Annotated in this window: 2 protein-coding genes; both read right to left on the bottom strand. The window is 46.4% G+C overall.

Features of this window, described 5'->3' with window-relative positions; all coding sequences use genetic code 11:
- On the bottom strand, window positions 1–289 hold a 289-nt coding region (locus R7Z50_RS31220; RefSeq protein WP_318150244.1), incomplete at its 3' end, for a DUF2878 family protein.
- Between the two features lie 6 nt (window positions 290–295).
- Window positions 296–511: class I SAM-dependent methyltransferase (locus R7Z50_RS31215; protein ID WP_318150243.1), on the bottom strand; the 216-nt coding region annotated here is incomplete at its 5' end.

Here is a 511-nt window from a genome sequence, read left to right as displayed (position 1 = left end):
GCTTGAGCTGATAGGCATACCAAGAGAACAGAACCCAAAGGCACAACAACCAAATGGGTAACCATTGTGTTGGAAAGACAAAAACAGAAAACTGTTGATTGAGCGTATCGAGCACTACACCCGCCAAAACGATACTCGCGATGTGCTTCAAGGCAGAAGCGTCCGTCCTCCAACAATAGACAAGAGTAATAAATGTTAAGATCAGTGTTAGCCACTGCCATTTATAGGTCCCAAGCACTGCAGAGAACCAACAGAGCTGGAACCATGTAGAGGCAATCAGCAACTTCATAACGGTTTAAGGTCGCTGGAATGTCATGTGAACGGCACTGATACTTCGAGCTAAAAAGCCGCCTTCACAATAGCTCAGGTAATAGCGCCACATGCGGACAAAGCGGTCGTCATAACCGAGAGAGCGTACGTGCTCTTCAGCTTGATTAAATCTAGAGTGCCACTCGCTCAAGGTTTTCGCATAGTCCAAGCCAATATCAAATAAGTCTCTCACCACCAAGTC

This window comes from Vibrio sp. 1249-1 (assembly GCF_033340495.1).
The sequence above is the reverse complement of the archived record's forward strand: the minus strand, read 5'-3'. Positions and strand labels throughout refer to the sequence as shown.